22 protein-coding genes and 1 other RNA gene are annotated in these 20,292 nt (G+C 48.8%); 5 read left to right on the top strand and 18 right to left on the bottom strand.

The features are described 5' to 3' along the window. The first annotated feature begins 37 nt into the window (after positions 1 to 37). Positions 38 to 607, top strand: a complete 570-nt coding sequence (locus SPIRS_RS10205) for a hypothetical protein (protein ID WP_148224061.1) — start codon at positions 38 to 40, stop codon at positions 605 to 607. Here SPIRS_RS10205 and queA read toward each other — a convergent pair. The 8 genes from queA to lepB (SPIRS_RS10165) form a co-directional block, all read right to left on the bottom strand. Next, positions 601 to 1,641: a tRNA preQ1(34) S-adenosylmethionine ribosyltransferase-isomerase QueA gene (queA, locus tag SPIRS_RS10200; RefSeq protein WP_013254604.1), complete on the bottom strand. Its 1,041-nt coding sequence runs from the start codon at positions 1,639 to 1,641 to the stop codon at positions 601 to 603. The genes SPIRS_RS10205 and queA overlap by 7 nt on opposite strands. Continuing rightward, entirely contained in the window at positions 1,616 to 2,662 is a 1,047-nt protein-coding gene (ruvB, locus tag SPIRS_RS10195; RefSeq protein WP_013254603.1) for a Holliday junction branch migration DNA helicase RuvB, read from the bottom strand. The genes queA and ruvB overlap by 26 nt, the downstream gene beginning before the upstream one ends. Beyond that, positions 2,662 to 3,270 (bottom strand): Holliday junction branch migration protein RuvA, encoded by a 609-nt coding sequence (ruvA, locus tag SPIRS_RS10190; RefSeq protein WP_013254602.1) that lies wholly within the window; start codon positions 3,268 to 3,270, stop codon positions 2,662 to 2,664. Before ruvA ends, ruvB begins: the two co-directional genes overlap by 1 nt. After that, complete coding sequence (ruvC, locus tag SPIRS_RS10185; protein WP_013254601.1) at positions 3,267 to 3,770, bottom strand: crossover junction endodeoxyribonuclease RuvC; 504 nt, start codon at positions 3,768 to 3,770, stop codon at positions 3,267 to 3,269. Before ruvC ends, ruvA begins: the two co-directional genes overlap by 4 nt. Next, the gene (locus SPIRS_RS10180) at positions 3,767 to 4,513 is read right to left on the bottom strand and encodes a YebC/PmpR family DNA-binding transcriptional regulator (RefSeq protein WP_013254600.1); all 747 of its coding nucleotides are present in this window, start codon (positions 4,511 to 4,513) and stop codon (positions 3,767 to 3,769) included. The genes ruvC and SPIRS_RS10180 overlap by 4 nt, the downstream gene beginning before the upstream one ends. A gap of 65 nt (positions 4,514 to 4,578) precedes the next feature. Further along, the gene (gene hemW, locus SPIRS_RS10175) at positions 4,579 to 5,757 is read right to left on the bottom strand and encodes a radical SAM family heme chaperone HemW (RefSeq protein WP_013254599.1); all 1,179 of its coding nucleotides are present in this window, start codon (positions 5,755 to 5,757) and stop codon (positions 4,579 to 4,581) included. Between the two features lie 4 nt (positions 5,758 to 5,761). Next, positions 5,762 to 6,514 carry a signal peptidase I gene (lepB, locus tag SPIRS_RS10170; RefSeq protein WP_245537752.1) on the bottom strand — a complete coding sequence of 251 codons (753 nt, stop codon included), beginning with the start codon at positions 6,512 to 6,514 and terminating at the stop codon, positions 5,762 to 5,764. A gap of 5 nt (positions 6,515 to 6,519) precedes the next feature. Beyond that, positions 6,520 to 7,494 carry a signal peptidase I gene (gene lepB / locus SPIRS_RS10165; protein ID WP_013254597.1) on the bottom strand — a complete coding sequence of 325 codons (975 nt, stop codon included), beginning with the start codon at positions 7,492 to 7,494 and terminating at the stop codon, positions 6,520 to 6,522. Positions 7,495 to 7,558: 64 nt separating this feature from the next. Here lepB (SPIRS_RS10165) and SPIRS_RS10160 point away from each other — a divergent pair, with 64 nt between their 5' ends. Both SPIRS_RS10160 and smpB read left to right on the top strand, forming a co-directional pair. Continuing rightward, entirely contained in the window at positions 7,559 to 9,175 is a 1,617-nt protein-coding gene (locus SPIRS_RS10160; RefSeq protein ID WP_013254596.1) for an SUMF1/EgtB/PvdO family nonheme iron enzyme, read from the top strand. 17 nt (positions 9,176 to 9,192) lie between these two features. Beyond that, positions 9,193 to 9,651, top strand: a complete 459-nt coding sequence (gene smpB, locus SPIRS_RS10155) for an SsrA-binding protein SmpB (protein ID WP_041866042.1) — start codon at positions 9,193 to 9,195, stop codon at positions 9,649 to 9,651. A 26-nt stretch (positions 9,652 to 9,677) separates the two neighbouring features. On the opposite strand, the gene SPIRS_RS10150 is transcribed toward smpB, so the two are convergent. Next, positions 9,678 to 10,805, bottom strand: a complete 1,128-nt coding sequence (locus SPIRS_RS10150; RefSeq protein WP_013254594.1) for a diacylglycerol/lipid kinase family protein — start codon at positions 10,803 to 10,805, stop codon at positions 9,678 to 9,680. Positions 10,806 to 10,903: 98 nt separating this feature from the next. On the opposite strand from SPIRS_RS10150, the gene ssrA reads away from it, so the two are divergent. Both ssrA and SPIRS_RS10145 read left to right on the top strand, forming a co-directional pair. Then, positions 10,904 to 11,259: a transfer-messenger RNA gene (ssrA, locus tag SPIRS_RS21985) on the top strand. A 98-nt stretch (positions 11,260 to 11,357) separates the two neighbouring features. Next, positions 11,358 to 12,599 (top strand): tyrosine-type recombinase/integrase, encoded by a 1,242-nt coding sequence (locus tag SPIRS_RS10145; protein WP_013254593.1) that lies wholly within the window; start codon positions 11,358 to 11,360, stop codon positions 12,597 to 12,599. A gap of 139 nt (positions 12,600 to 12,738) precedes the next feature. Here SPIRS_RS10145 and SPIRS_RS10140 read toward each other — a convergent pair whose 3' ends face one another. From SPIRS_RS10140 to SPIRS_RS10100, 9 genes are all read right to left on the bottom strand, one after another. Further along, entirely contained in the window at positions 12,739 to 13,641 is a 903-nt protein-coding gene (locus SPIRS_RS10140; RefSeq protein ID WP_013254592.1) for a YitT family protein, read from the bottom strand. A gap of 255 nt (positions 13,642 to 13,896) precedes the next feature. After that, positions 13,897 to 14,196, bottom strand: a complete 300-nt coding sequence (locus SPIRS_RS10135) for a hypothetical protein (RefSeq protein WP_013254591.1) — start codon at positions 14,194 to 14,196, stop codon at positions 13,897 to 13,899. Positions 14,197 to 14,376: 180 nt separating this feature from the next. Then, positions 14,377 to 14,745, bottom strand: a complete 369-nt coding sequence (locus tag SPIRS_RS10130) for a hypothetical protein (RefSeq protein WP_013254590.1) — start codon at positions 14,743 to 14,745, stop codon at positions 14,377 to 14,379. Positions 14,746 to 15,058: 313 nt separating this feature from the next. Further along, positions 15,059 to 15,448 carry a hypothetical protein gene (locus SPIRS_RS10125; RefSeq protein ID WP_013254589.1) on the bottom strand — a complete coding sequence of 130 codons (390 nt, stop codon included), beginning with the start codon at positions 15,446 to 15,448 and terminating at the stop codon, positions 15,059 to 15,061. Between the two features lies 1 nt (position 15,449). After that, entirely contained in the window at positions 15,450 to 15,698 is a 249-nt protein-coding gene (locus SPIRS_RS10120; protein ID WP_013254588.1) for a hypothetical protein, read from the bottom strand. Next, positions 15,695 to 16,165, bottom strand: coding sequence for a DUF261 family protein (locus tag SPIRS_RS10115; RefSeq protein ID WP_013254587.1), 471 nt, complete (start codon positions 16,163 to 16,165; stop codon positions 15,695 to 15,697). Before SPIRS_RS10115 ends, SPIRS_RS10120 begins: the two co-directional genes overlap by 4 nt. Before the next feature lies 1 nt (position 16,166). Further along, entirely contained in the window at positions 16,167 to 16,400 is a 234-nt protein-coding gene (locus SPIRS_RS10110; RefSeq protein ID WP_013254586.1) for a hypothetical protein, read from the bottom strand. A 4-nt stretch (positions 16,401 to 16,404) separates the two neighbouring features. Continuing rightward, positions 16,405 to 17,016: a tail fiber assembly protein gene (locus SPIRS_RS10105; protein WP_013254585.1), complete on the bottom strand. Its 612-nt coding sequence runs from the start codon at positions 17,014 to 17,016 to the stop codon at positions 16,405 to 16,407. Further along, positions 17,013 to 20,291, bottom strand: a complete 3,279-nt coding sequence (locus tag SPIRS_RS10100; protein ID WP_013254584.1) for a hypothetical protein — start codon at positions 20,289 to 20,291, stop codon at positions 17,013 to 17,015. Before SPIRS_RS10100 ends, SPIRS_RS10105 begins: the two co-directional genes overlap by 4 nt. Position 20,292 lies beyond the last annotated feature (1 nt).

Raw genomic sequence — 20,292 nt, 5'->3', positions numbered from 1 at the left:
TATGAGGGTGCAATGTTACTTTCTATGCGTAATTTTGATGATCTTTCTTCCCGTCGCAGGTTCGGCCTACAAAATAGAATATGCAGAACAATTCTATCGTCTCTATCACCAAAACCTCTACCGTTATCCCGAAGAGTATCAGGAGAATATCTGGTACTTGGAACGGGCCTTACGTTCTCCCTTTGCAAATCCCCTGAACGCACTGGCCCGTATCGACGACAGAGAGGAGTGGCAGCGCTACCGAACGCTCTTTTATATGCATGTAAACCTGGAGCTGGTGAAACAGTATCGGGGACTTGCATCGAAATACGATAAACGGGAAGCCTATTTTTATAACTATCCCTGGAAATCGGCAAACCTCGACTCCCTGGAGACTGCCGAAAGCTGCTATAAGGCTGCTCTTTCCTATTGGAAAGAGGCACTGACCTGGTGGGCAAAGCTTCACACCGTTGACTATGTGCACCTTGATGAGGTCGAAGAATGGGAGGATGAAGTCTACCGCATCGATCAGGGAGAGCTGGACTATGGTGAGTTTATCGCCCTGGATCTTGCACGCCTTCAGAAAGTCAGAGACGCCTTTGAAAAGATGGACCAATCCACCTATTGAATGTACATTGCATCACCATAGCTGAAAAAGCGATATCGCTCTTTCAGTGCCTCGGCATAGGCGGCATCTATCAATTCTTTTCCTGCAAAGGCGCTGACCAGCATCAGGAGCGTCGATTTCGGGGTATGAAAATTGGTAAAAAGGCGATCTACCACCTTGAAGGTATAACCGGGATAGATGAACAGCCGTGTTTCGGCACTTCCTGTCCGTATGCAGCCCTCCTCGGTATCCCAGGCAGATTCAAGGGTTCTGACCGATGTGGTTCCCACTGCAACAATCTTTCGCCCGTCGTACTTCGCTCGATTAATCGTATCGGCTACATCCTGGGAAATCTCATAACGCTCACGGTGCATTTCATGATCGGTAATCTCTTCGCTGCGAACAGGGAGAAAGGTCCCGAGTCCCACATGGAGCGTTAGCCGGGCCACGGGGATAGAGCGCTTTTTCAAGGCCGTAAAGGTTTCCTCGGTAAAGTGTAAGCCCGCTGTAGGGGCCGCTACCGATCCTGGATGCCGTGCATAAACGGTTTGGTAGCGCTCCTCATCCAGTTCGGTATCTTCCCTTCTGATATAGGGCGGCAAGGGGATATGGCCGTTGACCTCGAGATACGCATCATCGACGGGGATGGAAAAACGAACCCGACGATACGGCCCTGTGCTGTCCCCGTTTATGGCCTCGATGATGCCTTCTATGCCCTGAGGGAAAAGGAAGCGCTTGCCGGGACGCTGTTTTTTTGCCTTTGAGACCATTGCAGTCCAGAGACAATGATCCTGAGAATCGGGATGGAGGAGGAGAAATTCAACCTTTCCCCCGGTCTCGGAGCTGCCGAATAAGCGTGCTTTACGCACCTTTGAATCGTTTACAACAAGCAAGACATCATCTTCCACAATCTCCGGGAAATCCGAGGTGTGGAGGTGACGAAAGGTTCCGCTTTTTCGATCGACAACCAGCATCCTGCTTGCCCCCCGCTTTTCCGATGGGGTTTGTGCTATTAATTCTTCGGGAAGATCAAAAGAGAAATCGCTGGTCTTCAACCTTCTTACTCCTTCCTGTGTTTGGGTCTATACCAAGATGTTGATAAGCAAGAGGAGTCGCCGTTCTTCCCCGGGGAGTACGCTGGAGAAAGCCTCGTTGGATAAGAAATGGCTCGTAAAAGTCTTCAAGGCTTTCCACCGCCTCGCCAACACTGATGGCCAGGGTTTCCGCACCCACAGGTCCGCCGTCGTACTGTTCGATAATGGTACGTAAGATTTCTCTGTCATGCTTTTCAAGCCCGAAATGGTCGATCTCCAGCCGCTTCAAGCCTTCTGATACGATTCCGGCATCGATAGAACCGTTTCCAAGGATCTGGGCGAAATCGCGCATTCTTCGAAGCAAACGATTGGCAACCCTCGGCGTTCCCCGTGAGCATTGTGCGATGGCTGCAACCGCATCGTCGCCGATTGAAACCGACAAAATCGATGCAGAACGGGCGATGATGGCCTTCAAATCCGCCTCGGTATAGAAGTCCATTCTGACCGTGATGCCGAAACGGGAAAACAGGGGCCCTGTTACCTGTCCCGCTTTCGTGGTGGCTCCGATAAGGGTAAAGGGCGGAAGGGGAATCCGTATGGTCCGGGCCGCAGGCCCCTGCCCCACAATCCAATCGATCTCGTAATCCTCCATGGCAATGTAGAGCATCTCTTCGAGGGCCGGTTTGAGCCTGTGCACCTCATCGATAAAAAAAACATTCCCCTCGCCAAGGGTGGTGAGAATACCCGCAAGGTCCTTGGGTTTCTCCAGGGCCGGGGCGCTGGTTACCTTGAATTCGGCGCCCATCTCATTGGCGAGAATTCCGGCAAGGGTCGTTTTTCCCAGTCCCGGGGGACCTGAAAGAAAAACATGATCCAGGCTTTCCTGCCGTTCCTTCGCCGCCGATATAAAAACCGAAAGATTCTCTTTGAGGGCTCGTTGCCCCTGAAACTCCTTCAGCCTCTGAGGACGAAGTCGTCCCTCAAGGGCGTCCTCTTCGCGATACTCGGCTTCAAGAAAGGAGTCTGAATTATTATCGGACATTAGCTGCTTAGCCTCACAATTGCCGCCCTAAAGAGCTCTCGTTCAAGTTTTTCATGATCATGTTCAAAGCGCTCGGGTTCTAATTCGTTCAAAGCCGCCTTTAAAGCCTTTTCTGCAAGCTTACGGTCGAATCCCATACCGTTAAGGGCCTCCACAAGCTCCTTGAAGGGAAGGCTCTCATCTCCTGCCTCCCCCTCTTCTTCCGCAGGCGTAAGCTTACCACGAAGGGCAAGAATAATCTTCCCCGCACTCTTTTTTCCGACTCCGGGGATGGAGGAAAGCAGATCCACATCTTCATTTTCAAGGGCGGCAATAAAACGATCGGCTTCCATCCCCGATAAAATCCTTACTGCCTGTTTGGGACCTATCCCCGATACCTTTAAAAGCTCGCGAAAAAGGTTCCGTTCCTTTTTTGATGCAAAAGCAAAGAGCAACATAGCATCTTCACGATGGATAAGGTGAACGGGAATTTGTACGGTTTCCTTTGAGGAGGCAAATTTCATTGCAGCCGATGAGGTGGCTTCAAGGGCCCATTCGATTGCCCCGGTAGATAAAAAGAGTACGGTACCCTGCCTTCCCGTTATCGTGCCCGTTAAGCTCTCTATCATATATCCCTCCGCACTCCCCGTAATGACGAAAAACGAAAACTTGCATGAGTTAATGCTGCGGCCAAAGCATCAGCCGCATGGTCCGGTTTGGGAATTTCCGTCAATCCAAGCAAGAGTCGAACCATTTCCTGAACCTGCCGTTTGTCCGCCCTGCCGACTCCTGTAATCGTCTGCTTGATAAGCGGCGGAGAATAACTCTCGGTCACAATGGAATGCTGCTCCAGCACAAGCAATAGCACTCCTCTTGCCTGAGCGACAGGAAGGGCGCTGGTAATGTTTTTTGCAAAATAGAGTTCTTCGATTCCACAGCATTCGGGACGGTACTGTTCAACAAGACTCTTTACGGCGTCATAAATTGAGGACAAGCGGAATCCGACTTGCTCTTTTGCTTTTGTTCGGATGGCACCGTGATCGACATGGCGGAAACGGTTACCTTCGGCCTCTACGACTCCCCAGCCGGTCTCGGCAAAACCGGGATCAAGGCCGAGTATCCTGGTCATTCTTCGTCCGGGTCGAAGCCTTCGGGAATATCCAGGTTTGTCGCCACAGACTGAACATCATCGTGGTCATCCAGTCGTTCGATAAGCCTGAGCGCCTTTCTGGTCTTTTCATCATCAAGGGTAACGGTCGAATCGGGAACCTTACTTACCTCAGCAAGCTCTTCTTCAAAACCTGCCGCCTGAAGGGCTTTCAGAACCGGCTCAAAATCCTCCGGGGCGGTCATAACTTCGATCGTGTCTCCCTCGGTGGAAACATCTTCCGCTCCGGCCTCCAAGGCAACCTCGAAAATCGCCTCTTCGGTGTAGCTTTCCGCAGAGTAATTGATGATACCTTTGCGTTGGAAAAGATAAGAAACACAACCTGATTCCCCGAGGTTTCCGCCACCTTTGGTCAGGATACTTCGCACATCCGCAGCAGTTCGGTTTTTATTATCGGTAAGAGCGTCAATGAGAATCGCTACACCGCCAGGGCCGTATGCCTCATAGGTCAGTTCAACATAATCGACCCCTTCGAGATCTCCTGTTCCCTTCTTAATGGCGCGCTCGACATTGTCCTTCGGCATGTTTGCGCTTTTGGCTTTTAGAACGGCGGTTCTGAGCCGAGGGTTTGCTTCGGGGTCGCCTCCGCCCATTCGGGCTGCAACAGTAATCTCTTTGATGATTTTTGTGAAGGCTTTTCCCCGTTTAGCATCGATGGCACCCTTTTTATGCTTGATCGAAGCCCATTTACTATGGCCTGACATATACTCTTTACTCCTTAAAAAATGCTGCTTTAAAATAAAAATCTATCACGCCCGAAAATGCGCTGTCAAGATCGATTCTCGGGCCAGGTGGTATCAAGTTCTACAAGGCAGTCAAGAAGAAAACGGTCCAAAAGGTCGAGCCCCTGATGTGTGAGCCCCATCCTTCCGTTTCTCATAAACAAAAGTCCGCGATTCTGGTAATCGGTAATGGTCTTTCCGATGAGTCGAAAAGGATGGTCGGGAATCCCCGTGCCGGAGATCATGCTTTCAGCGACACCTGCTACCAGGCGAAAGCCTGTCATGAGGGCTTCGGTAAAGCGCTGTTTAGGCGAAAGGATTTCTTTCATATAACGCCCCTTTCCGGTACAAAAGCGAAGAGCCCCCCCGTCTGCAAGCGGCAGGGTCGACACCGCGCCGCTGCCAAGCCCAAGATAGGGGCGTAGGTACCAGTAACGCAGATTATGTCTGCTTTCACAACCCTTGCGTGCAAATGCCGAAACCTCGTACCGTTTAAAACCCGCTTTTTCGGCTGTTTCGACGGCGTGCTTAAAGAGACGAAGGTAATCTTCATCCTGCGGCGCGCGCCGAAGCCCCTGGGCTATTTTTCTTGCAAGAGGAGTACCCTCTTCAATGGTGAGTTGGTAGATAGAAAGGTGATCGGCTCCAGATTCGACAGCTGTTTCGACAATTTCATCGATGCTTTCGCTTTTTTGACCCGGAATCCCGGCGATGATATCAAGGGAAAAGCGTCCCTTCCAGCGGGAAGAAAGCACGCTAAGGGCGTTTAGGGATTGAGCCCTGCTTCCACTTCTGCCTATAGCCCTAAGGTCCTGGTCATTGAGCGACTGAAGGCCGAGGCTGAGGCGGTTGACCTTATAGCTCTCCAAGAGCGTAATTAGATCAGGAGAAATATCTCTGGGATTGGCTTCTATGGTATATTCACCCTCAAACGCGATTCCCTCTTTTTTTATGAGACCTGCGATGATACTCAAAAGCCTTTCAAGACGATCCAATCCTATCGATGAGGGTGTACCTCCGCCAATATAGATGGTTTCCAGATTTCTGCACTGTAATAGGCGAAGCCACCTGGAACCCATGGATTCTATCAGATGGAACTCCCTGTCGAGTAGCCGGTTATCCGGTCGGCCGTGATGGGGAATACTGAAAAAATCACAATAGTCACACTTATCGAAACAAAAAGGAACGTGGATATATAAGGAAAGATCGTGAACGAAAAGATTCATTGCTTTAATGAAAGGAGAAACGCGGCCAATATGAAAACAGCACCTTTGCCTGAATCAGAGGAGCCTTTTGTACACCCCACAATCTGCTGTCGGAAAAAATCGTTCGATTGTCGTTAACAATGAAAAAATCCTCATCTCCCAGTGTAAGAGCATCCATTTCATTGGAGAACGGTAAGTTCCGATCCCAGCCTTCGGGAAGAAGCTGATGTTGTGTCCGATATTCTTTTCGAATTGCCGTATGTTCTTCGAAAAAATCGCTCTCGCCCTTCTTCTTTACCATGATAATGCCATGATCAATTCTTACCGTATCGCCAGGCTTGGCAATGATTCGTCCAATGGCAAGTCGGGCATCGACAGGAACTTCCGAGAAAGGCAGTCTATGGCTCTGTTCTCCCGTTATAAAAAACCATAGCTCCGAGATAATATTGATCCACCATGGATTGATTTCCGAAACAGGTGTCTGGTAAAGCACCATTTCACCGTAGTTCGGTAACCGAATTGCAGGGAAACGCATTGCGGTAAAGGGAATAAAACCACCATATAAAAGGGGCGTAGCGAGTACTCGTTCTCCTTTTTTCAATGAGGGCTCCATGGCCTCTGTTCGTACAACATACGAAGAAAGTAAAAACGACGTGAGGATTATTTTCGCAATAAAAAGGAGTAGAAGAAAACGAATGACACGTCTGATCGCCCTTCGAAGTTTGCTTTCCGGACGATAACTTCGATAGTAACGCAATGCGGCAGAACGTTTACTCATTCCGATCACCGAATGGCTCCGATCCTTCCCAAGGGCCAATACTTGAACATTGCCCGACCCAATACTTTTTTTAACGATACAGGCCCAAAATAGCGGGCATCCCTTGAGTTGTCACGATTATCACCCATGGGGAAAATCCACCCCTTTGGAATATACCATCCGGTTTCCTGCTGTCTCCAGGCTTCTCCATAGCGGGATTCCCCGGGATAGGCCTGGTAGAGGACCTTCAGGCGAGCTTTCATCTGCTGGAACATATCGGTGGTGGTAGCAGGACCGCCATCCACCCGTAGCGAGAGTGAAGCCGGAGCCGCCAAGCCGATAAGACCGTAGGCTTCCTGCATGGCGGAGGCTTCGATCGCCGAGTAGTCATCGGCTGCAATCATTCTACGGGTGGGATCCTCATAACCGGCAAGCGTGCGAAACGCTTTTTCCGGAAGGTAAGAAGATAAACCTTTCGGTTTTATGTACACCTCTCCGCGCTCAACGGCGATGCGATCCCCTTCGACCCCTACGGCACGTTTGATAAGAAAATGAGGACGAGGCGCACCGCTGGGATCACTATCGATATCGACAAGAGAAAATGTCAACATATAAATGATACGCTGAAAAACATCGAATACACTGCCCTTAGAAAGGTAGCTTGGGTTTTCAAAAATAATAACTTCGTTTCGCTTCGGTTTAATAGGACTGGAAAGCTTAGCGGTCCCGGGAACTAATTCCGGTCCATAAATAAGTTTATTGACAAAGATACGATCTTTGATCAACAAGGTATCGATCATTGAACCGGAAGGAATTTGATAGGCCTGAAAAAGATACTGGTTAATCAACAAGACAACCATGGCGGCCCATAAAAAGGCCTCGATCCAGTCGACTATAACATTTTTTTTTGCCTGTTTGGCCTGTCGTGCAAGATGCCTTCGTTTTCTCCAGGTCAAATAACGTTCCGTCGTGCGTTCAACCGAATCGATCCATCGTTCCATAAACAGCAACCTACCACAACAGAGCATCGTTGACAAGCTCACAGTCGACAGATACTCTTGTGCCATGAAAGGTGAAAAAGGGCCGGATGAGAAACCGGTGGAAGTAAAACTGCCGAAGGTATTCGGGATCCGTCCTGGTGTATATCTTTCGGTGATCTACGCGTTGGTTGTAATCGCACTACTCTTTGTACTGCTCCTCCTTCCCGGTATAAAAAATCCCGGTGAAAAGGTTACCATTGATTCGCTCCCCCCTGGTGCTGCGGTTTTGCTGGATGGCCGTTATATAGGTGCTACTCCCCTTACGGATTTCATTAAAAAAGGATCGCATAGCCTGATCTTGAAAAAGAAGGGATATCAGTTTGATGAACAGGAACTGATAACCGGAGGACGGCTCTTCGCTTCTCTTTTTATTCCCAAAAAATCACACCATGAGATACAATATCGCGTAGTTGACAGCGATGAGGTTTTTGCCGATCTTTTTTCTCAGCTTTCAGGCTACGCCCTTATCGACACCTATCGTGAAAATTATCAGGCCCCTCCGCTCATTACCCCTGTTTTCTCCGATATGGTAAAAATCGGCACGCTCTCGACCGAGGATTTGTATGATATGTTATACAGGCTCACACCCAATATTAGCAATGAAACGATACTTCACGATTTCTATCACGCCTTTATCCTTCTGAAAAAACATGATGGAATCGAATTTGCTTCAGAACGTGAAGGCCTTTCTCTCTTAATACAAGAGGCGGCCGAAGCTACAGGCGTTGATCCGGGGCTGCTGGCGCTTTCCTTCGGAAAGGAGGAAAAACCGGAGGCCATACGGCTGAACTATCCTGATATGAATCATGCCGGAGGAACAATCCTCAGTGATGAGCCGAGGCCCGAACCATCGAGCCTGAACCTCGGCGGAATCCGTTTCGCTTCTGTCTCCGGAGGAAGCTTTATGGCCGGTGATCCTTCGACGACCGGTCCCACCCTTCCCTTCGATCGGGCCGCTCGTACTAGCCTTCCTATCAAGGCTTCGGTATCAGGTTTTTACATGGCCACACGAGAGGTCACCGTTGGAGACTATCGAGCCTTTTTGCGTGATCATCCCGAATGGATTCCGGAGAAACGTGATGATCTTATGGCCTCAGGAGTGGCAGACGAGGAATATCTTTCGGATTGGGCTGCGGGAGGAAAATTCCACGACCTGCCCGATGATACCCCTCTTTCTGGGGTAAGCTGGTTTGCCGCCCAAGCATTTTGTCAATGGTTGGAAGATACACTTCCCGCTTCCATGCGTGATAGCTGGGAGGTCCGACTCCCCAGTGAGACGGAATGGGAACTTGCCGCTTTGCGAAACGGAACCCCGAGGGCCGTATTTGCCGATACGGAAGCGCAGGTTCTGCCTGCACGTTTTGAGCGACAGGGGAAATTGGGGATCGCGGATCTTGAAGGCAATCTTTGGGAGTGGACGGCCAACTGGTACCTTCCCCTCGATCGGATCTACCAGGCTTCGGGAGTGGCACTTGATCTTCCGAAGGGCTGGAAGGGGGCCGAGCGTGTTGTGAGAGGCGGCAGCTGGGCTAATCGAAGCGATCTTGTCTCGATATATGAAAAGGCTAGTCAGGAACCGCAATGGTGTACCCCTTTCCTCGGATTTCGTCCGATCATTGCGGCAAAACCGACGGGTCAGTAACGGAGAAAAAGGAACACATGGACGATAACGGCATAAAGCAGCTGGCCAACAATCGAAAGGCTCGATTTCTCTACACAATCGAGGAGACGCTTGAATGCGGTATAGAGCTCAAGGGGACCGAGGTTAAGTCGCTTCGCACCGGAAAATTCTCCTTTACCGATGCCTATGGAAAGATAGAAAGGGGGCAATTTTACCTCTGCGGTCTTCATATTAGTCCCTACGCCTTCGGAAATATTTACAATCATGACCCCGACCGTAATAGGCGCCTACTTGCCCATAAACGGGAAATCGAGAAGCTTCGTCGGAAAGTGGATGAAAAAGGCTTTACCTTGGTGCCTTTACGATTTTATCTGAAACATGGTCGGGTAAAGGTGGAAATGGGCTTAGGCAAGGGTAAAAAGCTACACGACAAACGGGATGCTATAAAGCAGAGAGACCTCCGCCGAGACGCTGATCGGGATATTCGGGACAGATAGCCTTTTGAGCCTACGCAACATTTATGTTATTCGGAAAAGTCCGGATGAAATTTCCTATAAAAGGTTCCGGGAACCAGGAAGCGCATCGCTTTTGGACAGACCGTCACCTTGATTGAATAGCCATCCCCTGTTGGATCCGGGCCTGCATTTTTTAGTTCTCCGTCGATGTGGTAGCGGAATGGATAGGAGCCACGAATGAGCACAGATGAAAGTTCATAGCGTTCTATTACGGGTTTACCCTTTTTTATTAATTTTTTGTTGATTTTATCGTGTTCGCCCTTCCAAAGGAGGATGCTGTTTTTCACGATTGAAAGGTGGTCCTGGAAATTAAATAGATAAAGATCGATTTTTCCGTCGTTGCAGACGACGTCGGGGCAGACCTTGAAGAGCTTTCCGTAATAGGGCCGGGTCCCCACCTCCAGCATGGGAACCGGCGTTTTTCGTTCCAAGTGCTCGAAAGGGAATTCCGCATTGACCCGATACCCGCGGAAGGCATATTTTCCATCCGAGAGGATAATGCTCAACGGGCGTTCGTCAAAGCCTTCCCTGAAGGTTTGTAAAGCGGCCATGAAATAGTTCAACAAGCCCGGACGAGGATGTCCCGCTTGTTTACCGCTTTGTCGAACTTTTTGATTACGATATTCAAGGACTTTTGCATCGAAACCTAATCCCACCAATTGCCCATATTCAACATGTTCTTGTCCGGATTCAAAACTTGTTACCGATAAAAGGTCTACCGGTTCGACATAATTATTTGCCACGCTTTCGGCGTAGGTCATGAGCTGGCGTTTGAGTCGAAAGGGCACCTCATAGGAGTCCTGTATACCGTTGCCGCTGCCTCCCCGTAGAAAGCCGAAGGCCTGGGCATTATTGCGAGGCGCACTGTCGCTACACAGTTGTTCACTCCGATCCACAAGGGTATTTATGGTGTCGTGTGCGGTACCGTCACCTCCCCAAACCAGGAGATAGCGTCTGTCTCCCTGCCTGAATTCTCGGATGCAGCGTATGAAATGGTCTCGACTTTCGCTTTCTATGATTCGTGCAAAATTCGAATGACGCAGAATTTTTCGCAAAAGCTTTGCATATTGCGGATAACGGCTTGGATTGATGACAAGCTCACACTCCGCAAAGTTACCGTCTTTGATAGCGTTCATACCAGTTATAACGTATGCAAAAGTCTAAGGAAGGGCAATTCTTTTTTCCCGCTACTTGATTTTCTCGGCCAAGCGGTGTATTTTCAAACAGGTTATAGGGGGGTGTTCCGGTTTCGACTGTCGGATGTACACTCACCGGTTGCAAGCGGAGGTGCCCTTCTCCTCCTTAATCCAGGGCAAACTGTATAACTGCCAACGACGCAGATTACGCATTAGCCGCGTAAGTCGGCTACGGGCCCGTATCACGATGTCCTTAGGGATACGGTAGCTTGTAAGAAAGTGGGACTTACCCTTTTTGTTCGGCTGTGGCCTAAAGGGGACATTTTATCAGTCTTAGGTCGGCTGTGGTTTGTTTTGTCACCGTATGTCTGCCGAAAGTCAAGACAAAACTAAGCTTGTAGATACTTGTGGGTTGCCCGGTAGGACGCGGGTTCGATTCCCGCCACCTCCATGCCTAAATATTGATATATTAAGTATTTAGAGTTATGATACATCCAGTGTAAGCAGATATGTAAGCAGAATAGGTTCAATATCTGCCCTGCCGGAGGTATTATGGCAAGATTTAGAGACAACGAATACATCCTGTTTCCACGAACACTCAAGAACAAGACAGTCTGGTATTATCAAGCATACGGAACTGACGGCAAGCGTCTACCGGCGAAAAGCACCGGGATTGGCTACACACGAAAGAAAGATGAAGTCAAAAGCCGCAAAGAAGCAGTTGCTTACTGTCAGGAGCTACTTGAGAAAAACCGCCTTTCAAAGGAAAAGGTCGTAACTCTTGCCCAATGGGTAGAGAGTCGGTACTTCTGGGATTATAGGCGTAGTAGCTACGTCCGGGCAATTCTCGCCCGCTCTTCGAAAGAAAAACCAGGGATAACAGAGAACTACTGCAACGGAGCTACCCAGATAACCAGAGACCATATCCTTCCATACCACGGAGACAAACCGATTGAGAAAATCACCCCGCTGGACTGCGAGGACCTTCTGTTCAAGTGGGCTAACCAGGTGAGTCATAAAACAGCGAACAACTGGAAAAGCGTCTACTCAACCATCCTTGGAGAGTACGAACGGATCCAGAAGATGCGGGACACGACAGCGGCATATTTCAATCCCTGGCGCATGGTCAGGCCTTTATCGGTCGACAAGAATAGATACGGAGCCTTGAGTATAGATGAAGTGGAAAAGCTTCTCGAAGACTCGGGAATATCAAGCGACAAAGATCGAATCTACTATACAGCGATGAAAGTTGCTTTTATGGCTGGCTTGCGAATCGGCGAAGTATGCGGACTTTTCACCGATGATGTGATTGACTCTGAGATTGTCCGGGGAGATAAAACAGTCACACTCTCTTATCTCCAAATCTCAAAGCAGTACCACAGCAAGCTTAAAAAGCGAACTCCGGTGAAAGATAAAGGTATAAGGGAAATCCCAATTATGCCAGAGCTGAGAGAAGAGCTTAATTGCTATATGACAGGCCCTGAGCGCTTCGTATTCTCGCATCACCCGCGGCAAGAAACACCGCTCACGGCGAACCGGCTGCGAGAGTGGATGTACAAGAGAATGGACGAGATGGGAATAGAGCGAGAAGGAAGGAATATAACTTTCCATTCAGCTCGGCGATTTTTCAATACCCTGCTACGTCATAACGGAGTATCTGACGATGTGATACGGAAATTCACCGGACACGACTCGCAGGAAATGACCGACCATTATACCGATTATTTGCCGGAGGATTTACGGCAAATCGCGGAAGCTCAGAAAAACTTTTTGACAAGCAAAGCCGGGGCATAGCTCCCCGGCAAAGCATCGCCATTTGTCAAGCGAGTATATTTTGTATCGCCGGAGCGTATCAACAGCTGTTAAGCTTAGTACCCGTGTCAAATGATTATGGGTATATTACGATTCTCTTACTGAAGCAAGAATCCAATTTTCATCGTATTTTGGAATATGTAAAACGACCTTTGATTCCATCTATTTCTGAGTGATAAAGAAAGTAGTTCCCCTCCATCTGCTCTATGGAACGGATTATCTGGGGAAGTTCTTCCTGGGTTACAATAATCGATATCAAGGTTCTCTCCTTGCTGGAATACCCACCAGTCCCACTGATCCTTGTATAAGTTCGCTCTGGCAATATGGACTTGATAATTTTGATAACCTCTTCAGGATTTTCCGAATTAATCATGATATTGGAGTATCTGTACCTTTTGTATATGGTGTTGACCGTAAATGCACCAACAAAAATGTAGATAACTGTATAGATCAGCGTATTGGCCACAATAGAAATATCGTGGGAATTGACAAAATTAAGAATCAAACCATAAACGGTAGAAATAACGCCGGCGAAAATACTGATTTTACCAACTGGTTTTCTCAGTTTTTCTGAAAAGTAAACACTGACGATATCTTCATCTCCAGTAGAGCCACGATTAAGAAACGAGACGACTTTCCCAATCCCAGCAATGATAGCACCAAAGAGCACAAGGAGGAGACGCTCATTCTCTGGCTCTGGCGATGCCACTTTGATATCCGGTAAGATAAGGAGAAGCACAATGATCGTCAGTATTGTCAGTATAGTCTTGGTGCTGAATATCCATCCGATTTTTACAAAAGAAAAAATGATGAGCGCTGTTTGGAAAATTGCGTATAAGAGAACAAATAGTCGCTCTGAGCTATAAAAATAAGATGTCGCTAAAGCAATTCCTTCTGATCCGGTCATTATGACTTTTGATGGCATGATGAAGTACTTGATAGCAACTGCATATATAATCCCGGAGAACAAAACTAAGGCACCAGCCTTTAGGACGTCCAGGAAACTGTTTATTTTATTAGGCAAAACGGGCTCCCCCTCTCATGGTGATTGACCTCAATCTATCAGGATTCTTCCTTACTTGTAAGGTTATAATATAGTCGAATGGATCAGATTTATCGAAAGCAACAATACCATAACGTTCTTTTTGAATAGAGAATAAATACATACTATGCTTAACGTTCTGGTTTTATATGATGTTTTTGGCAGCATAATATGGCGAAGGCCAAGGCGAAGCCGCAGCGTATATTCGCTGTTAGATGTAGTAAATGTCGGGGTTGGTTAAGACCCCAATATTCCAAGATTTTCGCTCCAGTCAATAATTATGGAAGCAATCTCCTTGCATCTTTTTATGTCAGATTTAAGACCCATTCTCTCAGATTGTACATAATTTAGATATTCTGCAATTTCAGATTCTGAATTCTCTTTTTGGGCAAGCTCGAAAATCTTGGGTAAATATGAATAATACTCATCTCTTGCACCAGGACAGCCATTCACGCCAATAGGATCCCAAATATAATGAGTAACTTCATCAATCCTTTTATAAAGTTCATTTTCTTTTTCTGTAAGTGCTTGCCCCATTTGTTCCTCAATAATGTCCAACATTTATTACATCTAACGTTTCAGAAATATGCGAAGTGCGGCAACGCCGCATTTGGGTGCAGCGAAGCGGAACCGCATATTCGCTGTTATATGTAGTGTTCTTTTTCGCGCGGTATAGAAAAACAACCAGAGAATTAAGAAATACCCTTGGTAAATGCCCTATCGCGAATAAAGTTCTGCACTTTTAAAGATCCCTTTTGAGAATCTTTGTTTTCGGCCAGTTTTATTCCAACCATTGCTTTGCATAACGACACTCGTTGATGTTCCTACAAACTGTTTCTCATTCCAATCTAGTTCAGAAAGAGTTCCCGAATCAATCATTGACTGAATTTGTTTTTCATAAAAAGCAACAGGTGATGAACCTGTAGATTCTGTGAATTGCAATGCACCACAAATGTTCCTTGCATCTGTAATGACTTCAAAAAGATTTTGCTTCTTTTCGGTATTACAAGGCATTTTCGGGTATAGCTGATTATAATCGGCTAAATCTGGTTTTTCTATGCTGAAAGTTACTGTTACTGTTTCCATATTTGACTCCTTTAGGTTTTTTTAAAACCGCTTTCATGATGTAACATAATGCATCACGATAAAGAAGTCAATACGTTATGTAACTATTTACATCATGATGCCTTTTTTTAAAGGAAATCTGAGAAAAAGAGCATTACATATAACTTCCTTTATCAACATGAAATTCATGCAGATAACCAACGAAATGACTTGGGAGTATTATAATTCTGCCATGCGAAGGGTTCAACTCCTATACTCCACCAAACACACCAATCAAAACACAGTCTGCAGCACATTGACGATGATAGAGAGAGCCAGGGCAGAGCCCCCGGCTTTAAGGGCCATTCCCTGCCGCCGGTTCCGCCTCTCTAAGCCTTCGCAATAGATCAAGAGCTCTTGATAGTCCGTCCTCAGCCCGTCCCGCTCGCTCTGCAATGCCGACACTTTCGTTTTGCGCTCCTCCGATTCGCTCTGTAAGTCCTCCAGCTTCTCGCTGGTAGCCTGCCACCTCTTTTCGAAGCTCTGCGAGCTCTCCCTCGTAAGCCTCAACTGCTCGCTCATACTCATCGCTGAGTGCTTGATACTCTGTATCTCGCTTTTTGCCTCGACTATCGTACTCTGCAGCTCGTCCACTATCGCCGCCTCCTGAGCGGTAAGTGCCCAGGAGGAAGCCGGCGGAAAAACACACAAAAAGAGTAAGGATAATGCTAATAATTTTGCGCATCTCAATCCTTTACCTCGATACTGATCTTCGGGCTATGAATGGAAATAACCGACGGCAGGATCAGCCACACCATGGCCAGCACATTGGTAACAAGGGCCATTTCCATCTGTCCCCTTGAGTAAAAGATCCCGGAGAAGTAGTCGATGACAAACTTGATGTTCACCGGGAAGGCAAAAAGGAAACCGATGATTGTCGCCACCTTTCCTTTCTCTCCCAGAGCCTTCCACAGCTTTACGATGAGCTTTTTCATGCCGCTACTTCTCCAAGATCGAGAAAGATGCGCTTCGACCGAAGTTCCCCCTCGCTTGCAGTCTTGCTGAATGGAGCCCATGGATCATAGACGGTCATGCCACGGCCGTTACCCAGGGTGAAATGGTAGATGTACTTGCGCGTTTTTTCATTCCACCGTCGCCACAAGAGTATTTCTATCTCGTTCGGCTGGCATATATAGTCCGCGTCTTTTTTCCCGAGGTAGCGTACATTCAGGCCGAAGAGGCGGAAGATCCCTGTCGGGTCTGCCACATACATAAAGGTTCCAGGCGCCTCCGGGTCCTCAGTCAGGTATCGACGGCGTTCCGACTCAATCACACAATTAACAAAATCCTCTTGTGAGATAGAACGTTTTGTCCTTCCTGCTACTGCCGCAGAAATTACGGTAGCGTAGCATCCCCATTTCTGTACCCGCTCCGGCATCTCAATACTGTTTTGATAATACATATCACCCTCCCAAAACAACGGGGAGTAATCCCCCGATAATCGAACCACCAAGACCGCACACCATTCCGACAATGACTGTTCGGTACTCAATCTTCTTCTCATGGCGTTTCTCAACAGGGCACGTACTTTCCCGGTTGATGAAAAAGTCGGTGAGCTTACTGTTGATCTCTTTGATGTCCCGGCCTTGTTCCGTCACAATGCTTAAGACCATATCGATTTTGTCGTTATCGCCCATTGGCTTAACTCCTTTTTTCCGGTGCCTGTGGCCAGGAAATCTCCTGAGGGAAGCCTGGCTGCAATGGAATGTCCCTGAGAGCCTGCCGGTAGGCTTTCCAGTCCGATTTGTCGGTAAGGGGATAGTCGGCCATCATGATGTAGTCGCTTTCTGAAAGCAGCCTGTCTCGTTCTAAGCGAACCCGTTCGGAGAGCACCTCCTCGGGAACTGTCCAGCCCGTTTCGTTCCACACGGCCTGCGGGTCCGAAGGCTCTATATCGGTCATACTCTCATCGGGCTTTCGGCCGAGGGACAGGTGTACCGCCGCTCCTGTGGCCTTTTTCCAGTAGGGAACACCGGTATAGTCAGGGGTAAGCACATACCTACCGCCTTCCCAAATAGCGGCCTCATGTTCTCCGACCTCAGGCACAAGCCCGGCTTCTGTTGCGGCTGCTATCGAAAGCCGCTTTCCATCCTCATCGAAGAAGCGGATATCATCGCCTTTGTTTCCGGTAAACCCTGCAGGAACCTCCTTGATGGTTTTTTCCGGAAACAGCTCTGCAAGCTTGGCCGCCTCATCGGCGCTTTGCACCACAGTGGTAATCATTGATCCATCTATTACGGCATAGGTTTTCATGCAATTCTCCTCCATATCCTCATGAGCCGGTTGCGGTCGGAGGTCCGCTCGCCCAGCCGTGGGGCTCCGTGGGTGCCGTCCGATATGGGGCCACCCACATTTCTCTGTGTTCCTGAAGTGGGGCTGATCGCTTGACCGACATTGTATTTTCCCCCATCGACGGTAGCGAACACTTGATAAGCAGCGTGCCAGTGGTATTGCAGATTATCGGGCATCAGCCCATTTGTTCGTCCTGAACCGTTGTAACCTTCGGTATGAAAGTCTATGCCTTCGCCGTCCCACAGTTTCTCCCAGGTCCCTCCAAACAGGTAAGCGGGGGACTCGCTATTCGGGAAGGCAACCGATAAGTCGTTACTTGCGCTTGAGGCGTATTGTGTGTACTGAGAGCCTATGGGGTGAGAAGCCTCGAATACCGATACCCCCTTGTACGTGAAAATATTATGCTCAGGGTCGATCTGAAAGATTGCTTTATCCTTCCCAACTGTCAGCGTCTGATAAACATCCATTGATTGACGAACAATAACATTTGAATTACATATCATGGCAGGTATGACTGATATATGATTCAACCCTTCCCCAAGCGCAAGCCCTGATTCGGTGTCGCCAACACGGAATGTCAACGCAATATGACCGTCGGCCTTGATATACCGGTTTACTCCGCCGCTGCCTGCTATGTCGAAATTGATGTCCCCGATCCAGTCAAAAACTTTTTTATTAACATCTATGTATCCAAGGACTACATTCTCTTTTGCTTTTGCAATAATGATCAGCCCATCTGATTCCAATGACACCCCACGTTTATTCGGCATACCGGAAGGATATGAGGTAAACGAAGAGCTGGCTTTGCTGAATACGATAGTATGAAGGGTTCTGTCTGAAGCTTCGGCCTTGATACCATCGGCCACCAGAGACAGAAGAGGCGCTTCCGCCTCATCGAAGAAATGCACCCCTTGAGTCCCCGCGTTTGATCCCACCCGAAGGATAGCCTTACCGGTGCTACTGTCCTGGATCTCTAAAGCCGCATCATCCTGGAGCACATACTGACCGTTAACAAGGCGCATCTCGCCCCTGATCTCAATCGAATCCCCGTCGGCGGTCCAGAAACCGAAGATGGTAGAGGCAAGGCTTTTTGCTCTGTTCGAAGGATCGGATAAGCCCCCAAGGTATCCCATGGCAACCCGAGGCTCGGCTGTGTTTGAACCCCACACCTCGATACGGTTGTCCCCGGGATCAAGCTCTATCCTCGCTTTTCCCACCTCATCCGAGCGTATAGCGGTAGCTGAGAGCAGCCAGTTGCCGACCCGTCCCGCATTGGCTCTGATCCCCGAGGCATCGAGGATGGTATCCCCCGCCTTAATCGCCCCGTCTGAGAGAATCAGGTTTCCATCGATAGTCAGGTCATGGAGTATGCCGTACAGGTCCCCACGAAGCCACACGTTGTTAAAAAAGGCATCCCCGTCCCCTCCAATCTTCCAGCCGGAAACACCCTGCTCGTAGTCGTCACTTTCAATACCGTTGCCTGCGGTAATCTTCCCCCGAAGCTCTGAGTCACCGGAGAGAAAGAGGTCCCCGTGGACCTCAAGACGTGAGCCGTCCCACTTGATGTAGTTATTCCCGTCCCCGAGAAAGGACCAGGTACCATCATTATTAATGACTGCTGTCCACTCCTCTCCATCAAAGAAGCCCAGAGCGCTTGCCGTCATATAGAGCCCTGCCACCGTGGTGTCGATATCCACCAGCTGGTTGCCGTTGACCGGCTGTATGATGCTTCCGTCCGACTCAAGGCCCACATCCACCCGCTCGGCCACACTCTTCGCCTCATCCGGATTTGTCGGTACCACGATCTGCCCTGCAATAATCGTCCCGAGGATGGTTTCAAGCGGGGCCACGCTCACACCCTCGTATTCCCAGATCTCCGTCTCAACATCCCAGCTTCGGGCGGTGATACGGATGAGGGTCGAGATTCCGAGGGAAAGGGAACTCACCGTAACGTAGCTTCCAAGGCTCTTTTCGGTAAGACTTTTAAACGTGTAATGAAGTCTTCCGTTCGTAATCGACGAGAACAGAGCGTTTGCAAGGAAAGAGGCAGCCTCATCGTCATACAGGTAGGTGGCAGAATACTTTTTCAGTATGCCCGTGCTGTTCGGCCCTGAAAAGACGGAGGTTTTCTTTTGGTCCTTATAGATGATATGAAGGTCGCCGGTTATCTTGATCTCATTGATAACCTGGCCGCCAGAGAGATTGTACTGCAGGTCGGAATAGGTGGTTGCATGCTCCTGTAGTGCCACATCAAGATAGTGGTCCCCGGCTATATACAGCGAGTCGAAAAACGTTATTCTCCACCCCGTGCTAAAGGGGACGTATCCATGAACCTCGACGCTTTGGTTCTCTGCAGCCGCTACTTCATAATTCGAACTGTCGACGGCAAGGTTGTAGTCACAACGGTAGGGACCCTCTGCCGGCCAGAGGCCAGGCCCTTCTGCATCCTGACCACTATCCGATTCTATCGATTCGTATCGACTGACCTTCTCATAGTAGAGGGTAAGGCCGGTAAGCTTCTCATACTGATTGAAGGTTACCTGTACCTGGTCGGCCTCAGAATCCTTTCTTTCAACCTCCAGAGATCCTATGATATTCTGTTCACTGAAGGCCCCGTCCGCTTCGACGGAAGAGGCGGCCCAGTCGTAGATGTCGATCACCCCGTTAGGTGATACATTGTAGAGGTGATGGTAATCCCAGAGGATCGCCGCAAGATCGTCCGCATAGCTGTCGCCGGAAGCAAAGGTGAGCTTCGGGATAACCTCGTCTATGGTTTCGCTTATACCGATGTACTGCTGAGGGTAGCCTGCAGAGGACAATAGGAGGTGGACGATCGAATGATCGGGGTCTTCCGGGTCACAGATCTTCCCGTCCGTTATCATTACGTCGTCCTGCAGGGTGGATTCAAGCAGATACCCATAGTCATAGATCTCGAAGTCGATGGTTCGGTCGTTATCGGTGACCTTGTACTTGGTCACCGGCCGGGAGAAGCCGCGAAACCAGATCACCCCGTCATGATAGATCTCACACGGGATGGTACCGGTACACTGCAAAAGCCGGGTACTAAGGGCCGGGGTGAGGGTACAAGAAAACGTGGCTGAACCTAAAGCAGGCTTAAAATCATCGTCATGAAGCTTCTCGGTGAGTTTCAGGGAGTCCCTGACAAGGTTATCTCCCCCGTAGCCGGTGATATCGACCCAGCCGTCCCCGTAATCAATGAGAATTTGCCAGCTCATC

It is taken from the genome of Sediminispirochaeta smaragdinae DSM 11293 (genome assembly GCF_000143985.1).
Taxonomy (GTDB): Bacteria; Spirochaetota; Spirochaetia; order DSM-16054; family Sediminispirochaetaceae; genus Sediminispirochaeta; species Sediminispirochaeta smaragdinae.
Note: the sequence above shows the minus strand (reverse complement) of the source record. Positions and strands in the feature narration are given on the sequence as shown.